Source organism: Mycobacterium sp. (assembly GCF_032161845.1).
GTDB lineage: Bacteria > Actinomycetota > Actinomycetes > Mycobacteriales > Mycobacteriaceae > Mycobacterium.
Genome location: NZ_JAVRQA010000161.1, coordinates 1 through 7,097 on the forward strand (window position 1 = coordinate 1; position 7,097 = coordinate 7,097).

Annotated in this window: 10 protein-coding genes; 9 read left to right on the forward strand and 1 reads right to left on the reverse strand. The window is 66.6% G+C overall.

The features are described 5' to 3' along the window. The 6 genes from QOD90_RS09315 to rpsQ form a co-directional block, all read left to right on the forward strand. Positions 1 to 143, forward strand: a 143-nt coding sequence (locus tag QOD90_RS09315) for a ribosomal protein S19 family protein (RefSeq protein WP_526348915.1), incomplete at its 5' end; no start/stop codon positions are given. After that, on the forward strand, positions 143 to 679 hold the full coding sequence (gene rplV, locus QOD90_RS09320; protein WP_526348897.1) for a 50S ribosomal protein L22: 537 nt from the start codon (positions 143 to 145) through the stop codon (positions 677 to 679). The genes QOD90_RS09315 and rplV, both read left to right, overlap by 1 nt. After that, positions 679 to 1,554 carry a 30S ribosomal protein S3 gene (gene rpsC / locus QOD90_RS09325; RefSeq protein ID WP_526348899.1) on the forward strand — a complete coding sequence of 292 codons (876 nt, stop codon included), beginning with the start codon at positions 679 to 681 and terminating at the stop codon, positions 1,552 to 1,554. The genes rplV and rpsC overlap by 1 nt, the downstream gene beginning before the upstream one ends. Positions 1,555 to 1,557: 3 nt before the next feature. Beyond that, positions 1,558 to 1,974 (forward strand): 50S ribosomal protein L16, encoded by a 417-nt coding sequence (rplP, locus tag QOD90_RS09330; protein WP_526348901.1) that lies wholly within the window; start codon positions 1,558 to 1,560, stop codon positions 1,972 to 1,974. Next, the gene (gene rpmC / locus QOD90_RS09335; protein WP_526348903.1) at positions 1,974 to 2,207 is read left to right on the forward strand and encodes a 50S ribosomal protein L29; all 234 of its coding nucleotides are present in this window, start codon (positions 1,974 to 1,976) and stop codon (positions 2,205 to 2,207) included. The genes rplP and rpmC overlap by 1 nt, the downstream gene beginning before the upstream one ends. After that, positions 2,207 to 2,521, forward strand: coding sequence for a 30S ribosomal protein S17 (rpsQ, locus tag QOD90_RS09340; protein ID WP_526348905.1), 315 nt, complete (start codon positions 2,207 to 2,209; stop codon positions 2,519 to 2,521). The genes rpmC and rpsQ overlap by 1 nt, the downstream gene beginning before the upstream one ends. A 62-nt stretch (positions 2,522 to 2,583) precedes the next feature. On the opposite strand, the gene QOD90_RS09345 is transcribed toward rpsQ, so the two are convergent. After that, positions 2,584 to 3,306, reverse strand: coding sequence for a TetR/AcrR family transcriptional regulator (locus QOD90_RS09345; RefSeq protein ID WP_526348907.1), 723 nt, complete (start codon positions 3,304 to 3,306; stop codon positions 2,584 to 2,586). Positions 3,307 to 3,361: 55 nt separating this feature from the next. Here QOD90_RS09345 and QOD90_RS09350 point away from each other — a divergent pair, with 55 nt between their 5' ends. From QOD90_RS09350 to QOD90_RS09360, 3 genes are all read left to right on the forward strand, one after another. Continuing rightward, complete coding sequence (locus tag QOD90_RS09350; RefSeq protein ID WP_526348909.1) at positions 3,362 to 4,057, forward strand: DUF2306 domain-containing protein; 696 nt, start codon at positions 3,362 to 3,364, stop codon at positions 4,055 to 4,057. Positions 4,058 to 4,098: 41 nt separating this feature from the next. Next, positions 4,099 to 6,450: an arylsulfatase gene (locus tag QOD90_RS09355; protein WP_526348911.1), complete on the forward strand. Its 2,352-nt coding sequence runs from the start codon at positions 4,099 to 4,101 to the stop codon at positions 6,448 to 6,450. 47 nt (positions 6,451 to 6,497) lie between these two features. Further along, on the forward strand, positions 6,498 to 7,097 hold a 600-nt coding region (locus tag QOD90_RS09360; RefSeq protein WP_526348913.1), incomplete at its 3' end, for a formylglycine-generating enzyme family protein.

The window sequence follows — 7,097 nt, forward strand, 5'->3', positions numbered from 1 at the left end:
ACACCTTCGCCGTCCACGACGGCCGCAAGCATGTCCCGGTGTTCGTCTCGGAGGCCATGGTTGGTCACAAGCTGGGCGAATTCGCCCCGACCCGGACCTTCAAGGGTCACATCAAGGACGACCGGAAAGCGAAGCGGCGGTAATGACTACGACGACTGAGTATCCGTCCGCGGTTGCCTCGGCGCGCTTCGTGCGTGTCTCGGCTTCCAAGGCGCGCCGCGTGATCGACCTGGTGCGCGGCAAGTCCGTCACCGAGGCGCTCGACATCCTCCGCTGGGCGCCCCAGGGCGCCAGCGAGCCCGTCGCCAAGGTCATCGCGAGTGCAGCGGCCAATGCCCAGAACAACGATGGCCTGGATCCGTCGACCCTCGTGGTCGCGACCATCCACGCCGACGAGGGCCCGACCGCCAAGCGCATCCGGCCGCGCGCCCAGGGGCGTGCCTACCGAATCCGCAAGCGCACCAGCCACATCACGGTGATCGTCGAGAGTCGACCGCCGAGGGAAAAGGGCGCCAAGGCTTCGGCATCGGCGTCGTCCACCAGGGCGCGTCGCGCACAGGGCAGTAAGGCAGCCGCCACTGCTCCCGCCAAGAAGGCACCTGCCACCAAGGCGCCCGCCACCAAGGCGGCGACCGAGAAGGCTTCCGAGACTTCTGATTCGAAGGGAGGCTCGGAGTAGTGGGCCAGAAGATCAATCCCCACGGCTTCCGCCTCGGCATCACCACCGACTGGAAGTCCCGCTGGTACGCCGACAAGCAGTACGCGGAATACGTCAAGGAAGACGTGGCGATCCGTCGTCGGCTGTTCGCGCCGTTCGTCATCCCCGGTGAGCGCAACGTCGAGCTCGAGCGTGCCGGCGTCGCCAAGGTGGAGATCGAAAGGACTCGCGACAGAGTCCGGGTAGACATCCACACCGCGCGTCCCGGCATCGTCATCGGCCGTCGTGGCGCGGCAGCGGACAGCATCCGCGGCACGCTGGAGAAGCTGACCGGCAAGCAGGTTCAGCTCAACATCCTCGAGGTGAAGAGCCCCGAGTCGGTGGCACAGCTGGTCGCCCAGGGTGTCGCCGAGCAGCTGAGCAACCGCGTTGCATTCCGTCGGGCGATGCGCAAGGCGATTCAATCCGCCATGCGTCAGCCGAACGTCAAGGGCATCCGGGTGCAGTGCTCGGGTCGCCTCGGTGGTGCGGAGATGAGCCGCTCGGAGTTCTACCGCGAGGGTCGGGTGCCGCTGCACACGCTGCGCGCAGACATCGACTACGGCCTCTACGAGGCCAAGACGACCTTCGGCCGGATCGGTGTGAAGGTCTGGATCTACAAGGGTGACGTCGTCGGTGGCAAGCGCGAGCTCGCCGCCCCCGCTCCTGCGGGCGCAGAGCGTCCCCGACGTGACCGTCCGACGGGCACCCGTCCGCGCCGCAGTGGCGCCTCGGGTACCACCGCGACGAGCACCGAAGCAGGGCGCGCCGCAAGCGAGGAAACGCCCGTCGCTGACACGTCCGCCGCTCCCGAGGCCGTTGCGGCCCCAGAAGCGGCAGAGAGCACGGAGAGCTAAATCATGTTGATTCCCCGCAAGGTAAAGCACCGCAAGCAGCACCACCCGCGTCAGCGTGGCGTTGCCAGTGGCGGCACCTCGGTGAGCTTCGGCGACTGGGGCATCCAGGCACTGGAGCATGCCTACGTCACCAACCGGCAGATCGAGTCCGCTCGTATCGCCATCAACCGGCACATCAAGCGTGGCGGCAAGGTCTGGATCAACATCTTCCCGGATCGCCCGCTGACCAAGAAGCCCGCCGAGACCCGCATGGGTTCCGGCAAGGGCTCGCCCGAGTGGTGGGTGGCCAACGTCAAGCCGGGCCGCGTGCTGTTCGAGATCAGCTACCCCGATGAAGCGGTGGCCAAGGAAGCGCTGACCCGCGCCATCCACAAGCTGCCGATCAAGGCACGCATCATCACCCGAGAGGAGCAGTTCTGATGGCAGTAGGAGTTTCGCCTGGCGAACTGCGCGAGTTGACCGACGACGAGCTCGCCGCCCGGGTCCGCGAGTCGAAGGAAGAGCTGTTCAACCTTCGCTTCCAGATGGCGACCGGCCAAATGGCCAACAACCGTCGGCTGCGCGTCGTGCGGCAGGAGATTGCACGCGTGTACACCGTGCTTCGTGAACGTGAGTTGGGTCTGGCCTCCGGACCCGTTGGTGAGGATTCGTAATGGCAGACAAGAAGACCGACGACGTGCAGGCCGGTGCCAACCACACTGCGCGCACCGAGAAGCCGCGTGGCCAGCGCAAGACGCGCATCGGCTACGTGGTGAGCGACAAGATGCAGAAGACCATCGTGGTCGAACTGGAGAACCGCTCGAAGCACCCGTTGTACGGCAAGATCATTCGCACCACGACCAAGGTCAAGGCGCACGACGAGAACGGCACCGCCGGCGTCGGCGACCGTGTGTCGTTGATGGAGACGCGGCCGCTGTCGGCCACCAAGCGCTGGCGCCTCGTCGAGGTCCTCGAGAGGGCCAAGTAGTACCAGACGTTTCGCGAGAAGCCCCTCGGACGCCATCGGCGTGCGGGGGGCATCTTCGTTTCCTAGTCGGCCGCCGCGGCGACCTTCACCTCGACTCCGTCGAGCAATTGTTGTAAGCCGCCGTGGAATTCGGCCAGTGGATCCCCAATCGCACCGTCGAACACCCCGGCCTCGATGGCCGCGGCCAGAGCGGGGAACCGCGCCCCGTCGATCAACCGCTTGAGCAGACCGGGATACGCCAGGTCCGGCATGGCGCCTGCCTCGATGGCGAGTGCCGCCGCACCGCGGACGAAGTGCAGCACGGCCATGACGGCGCCGAACTTGTCGCGCTCGGAGAGTGTGGTGGCGCCGAGCGCTGACAATCCCGCATTCAGCCAGGACAACTGGCCAGGGTCGGCGGGCGGACCGGCCGACGAGGCTTGCAGGATCCACGGATGGCGGTGGTACACCTCCCAGAGACCGTCTGCCCAATCCGTGAGTGCGCGACGCCAATTCGACGGATCGGCGGGCGGGGGCGGTGGGTCGGCCGCCGCCGACAGCATGAACACCAGCAGCTCGTCCTTGTTCGAGACGTGGCGGTACAACGACATGGTGCCGCTGCCCAGCCGTTCGGCGAGCCGGGCCATGGACAACGCGCCAAGCCCGTCGGCGTCGGCCAACTCGATGGCCGCCGTGACGATGCGCTCCCGCGTCAGGCCGCGCGATCTCCGCGTGGGCACGTCTTGCGCCCAGAGCAGTTCCAGCGCCCTTGGCAGTGGCACATCGTCACCGGATTGGCTGGTCATGTCCGATCAGACTAATGCCATGCGCGACCGGTGCGTACTCTATACGCTGTTGCGTATGACGTACGCATCGGCGCCTATCCGCATGAGCTGGCCGGCCGCCGCGCTCGGTGTCATCGTCGCGGGATTCCTCGTCTACTCCGTCCCGCCGTACCTCACCGGCGACCCCGCCGAGTCCAGGGTTCCGGCCACCTTCGGGCTGCACTATCCGCTGCTGGTCGGTCACGTCGCGTTGGCGACCGTCGCGATGGTGGCCGCCGTGGCGCAGATCTGGCCGGGGTTGCGGCGCAGGCGCCCGGCACTGCATCGCCGCGTCGGGCGCCTGTACGTGTTCACGGCGATCCCGGCGGCGCTGTGCGCGATGGTGATTGGAGCCGCCACGCCGTTCGGGCCCATTCTGGCGGTGGGCAACGTCGTCCTCGCCGCACTGTGGCTGTGGTTCACCGTCAACGGGTACCTGGCCGCCAAGGCGCGCCGCTTCGTCGACCACCGGCGCCACATGGTCCGCAGCGCAACGCTCGCGTTGTCGATCATCACCAACCGGATGTGGACGCCAATACTCTTCATCGGGCTACGACCATTGCAGCACAGCGTCTTTGGCGGAGACGCGGAGCACTACCTCTGGGTGGTGGCGGGAGTGGGCGCCTTGCTCGGCTGGTCCCTCCCACTGCTGGCGGTGCAGTGGTGGTTGGGTCGCGGGGCCAAACTGCCGGCATCGTCAATTTCTCGGCCGCCAGACGCGTTTCGGGTGTAGTCTCCGGACGGTCCTGGGGACACGCGTACGCGAGGAGCGAGATGGCAGAAGCATTCAACGGCCGGATCGAACTCGACGTCCGTGACTCCGAGGCGGACTGGGGGCCCTACCAAGCTCCGGTCGCGCCGCCCGACGCGCCGAATGTCCTCTATCTCGTCTGGGACGACACCGGCATCGCGACGTGGGACTGCTTCGGCGGGCTGGTCGAGATGCCCGCGATGAGCCGCATCGCCGAACGCGGAGTGCGACTCTCGCAGTTCCACACCACCGCGCTATGTTCACCCACCCGCGCCTCGTTGCTTACCGGCCGCAACGCCACCACGGTGGGAATGGCCACCATCGAGGAGTTCACCGACGGGTTCCCGAACTGCAACGGCCGCATCCCGAACGACACCGCGCTGCTCTCGGAGGTGCTCGCCGAACGCGGCTACAACACGTACTGCGTCGGCAAGTGGCACCTCACTCCGCTCGAGGAATCGAATCTGGCTGCCACCAAACGACATTGGCCGTTGAGCCGCGGCTTCGAGCGCTTCTACGGATTCATGGGTGGCGAGACCGACCAGTGGTACCCGGAGCTGGTCTACGACAACCATCCCGTCGCTCCACCCGGCACGCCGGAGGACGGCTACCACCTGTCGAAGGACCTCGCCGACAAGACCATCGAATTCATTCGCGACGCCAAGGTGATCGCGCCGGACAAGCCGTGGTTCAACTACCTGTGCCCTGGCGCGGGCCATGCGCCGCACCACGTCTTCAAGGAGTGGGCCGACAAGTACGCGGGCCGCTTCGACATGGGCTACGAGGCATACCGCGAGATCGTCCTCGAGAACCAGAAGAAGCTCGGCATCGTGCCGCCGGACACCGAATTATCGCCCGTCAACCCGTATCTCGACGTCACGGGCCCCGGCGGCGAGGCATGGCCCTACCAGGACACGGTCCGACCCTGGGACACCCTCAACGACGAGGAGAAGCGGCTGTTCAGCCGGATGGCCGAAGTGTTTGCCGGTTTCCTCTCCTACACCGACGCCCAGATCGGCCGGATCCTCGACTACCTCGAAGAGTCCGGGCAACTGGACAACACCATCATCGTGGTGATCTCCGACAACGGCGCCAGCGGTGAGGGCGGCCCGAACGGGTCGGTCAACGAGGTCAAGTTCTTCAACGGCTACATCGACACCGTCGAGGAAAGCATGCGGTTCTACGACGACCTCGGTGGCCCCGAGACCTACAACCACTACCCGATCGGGTGGGCGATGGCGTTCAACACGCCGTACAAGTTGTTCAAACGGTACGCCTCACATGAGGGTGGCATCGCCGACACGGCAATCATCTCCTGGCCCAAGGGAATCGACGCGCACGGCGAGGTACGCGACACCTACGTCAACGTCTGCGACGTCACGCCAACCGTCTACGACCTGCTCGGCGTCACCCCGCCCGACGAGGTCAAGGGCATCGTGCAGAAGCCGCTAGACGGGGTCAGCTTCAAGGCCGCGCTCGAGGACTCGGGAGCGGACACCGGAAAGACCACACAGTTCTACACGATGCTGGGCACCAGGGGCATCTGGCACGACGGCTGGTTCGCCAATACGGTCCACGCCGCCAGTCCAGCAGGCTGGTCGCACTTCGACGACGACCGGTGGGAGCTGTTCCACATCGCGGCGGACCGCAGCCAGTGCCACGATCTGGCCGCCGAGCAACCGGAAAAGCTCGAGGAACTCAAGGCACTCTGGTTCGCCGAAGCCGCGAAGTACAACGGACTTCCGTTGGCCGATCTGAACATCCTCGAGACCCTGACGCGCTGGCGGCCCTATCTCTCCGCCGATCGGAAGACGTTCACGTACTACCCGGGCACCGCCGAGGTCGGCATCGGTGCTGCAGTCGAGATCCGCGGACAGTCGTTCTCCGTGCTGGCCGAGGTCACCGTCGACACCGCTGGTGCGCAGGGCGTGCTGTTCAAACAGGGCGCCGGTCACGGTGGTCACGTGCTGTTCGTTGAGGACGGCAGGCTGCACTACATCTACAACTTCATGGGGGAGGACGAGCAAAGGGTCTCGGCGTCCGACCCGATTCCGTTGGGCAGTCACGTCTTTGGCGTGCGGTACGACAGGACCGGCACGGTCGAGGGCAGCCACACCCCGCTCGGCGACGTGTCGCTGCACGTCGATGGGGACATCGTCGGAACAGCATCCGGAGTGCGCTCCCACCCCGGCACGTTCGGGCTCGCCGGCGGCGGAGTCGCCGTCGGCCGCAACACCGGCCAGGCGATCTCGCGCAGCTACCAGGCGCCGTTCGCCTTCACCGGCGGGACCATCGCCAAGGTCGTCGTCGACATCTCAGGCACCCCCTACCTCGACGTGGAACGAGAACTGGCGCAGGCATTCTCGAAGGACTGATGCGCGTTGGTCCCCGGTGGCACGGCGATCCGCCTACCCTGACCACCATGCTGACGGAGCTGATCGGGCTGCCGGGTGGAGCCTTCCTGATGGGGTCGACCGCCTTCTATCCCGAGGAGACGCCCGTTCACCTGGCGACCGTCCCCGCGTTCGCCGTCGAACGGCATCCCGTGACCAACTCGCAGTACGCCGACTTCGTCTCCGAGACCGGCTACGTCACGGTCGCCGAACGACCGCTGGACCCTGCGCTATATCCAACGGTGGCGCCTGCGGATCTGGCGCCCGGCGCCTTGGTCTTTCGACCGACCAAGGGACCCGCGGATCTGAGCGACTGGCGCCTGTGGTGGGACTGGGCTCCGGATGCGTCGTGGCGACAACCCTTCGGGCCGGGCAGCACCATCGACGACCGACTCGACCACCCCGTGGTGCAGGTCTCCTACGTCGACGCGGCTGCGTATGCCCAGTGGGCCGGGCGGCGGCTGCCGACGGAGGCGGAGTGGGAGTATGCGGCGCGGGGCGGCGCATCGACGACGTACGCATGGGGTGACGAAGTGGCGCCCGACGGCAACCTGATGGCGAACACGTGGCAGGGCCGCTTCCCGTACCGCAATGACGGCGCGATGGGATGGGTGGGCACGTCGCCGGTC

Excerpts from the sequence above, each read along its gene's own strand:
- rplP (WP_526348901.1), top strand. The coding sequence starts at position 1,558 with ATGTTGATTCCCCGCAAGGTAAAGCACCGCAAGCAGCACCACCCGCGT.
- QOD90_RS09355 (WP_526348911.1), top strand. The coding sequence starts at position 4,099 with ATGGCAGAAGCATTCAACGGCCGGATCGAACTCGACGTCCGTGACTCC.
- rpsQ (WP_526348905.1), top strand. The coding sequence starts at position 2,207 with ATGGCAGACAAGAAGACCGACGACGTGCAGGCCGGTGCCAACCACACT.
- QOD90_RS09345 (WP_526348907.1), bottom strand. The coding sequence starts at position 3,306 with ATGACCAGCCAATCCGGTGACGATGTGCCACTGCCAAGGGCGCTGGAA.
- rplV (WP_526348897.1), top strand. The coding sequence starts at position 143 with ATGACTACGACGACTGAGTATCCGTCCGCGGTTGCCTCGGCGCGCTTC.
- rpmC (WP_526348903.1), top strand. The coding sequence starts at position 1,974 with ATGGCAGTAGGAGTTTCGCCTGGCGAACTGCGCGAGTTGACCGACGAC.
- QOD90_RS09350 (WP_526348909.1), top strand. The coding sequence starts at position 3,362 with ATGACGTACGCATCGGCGCCTATCCGCATGAGCTGGCCGGCCGCCGCG.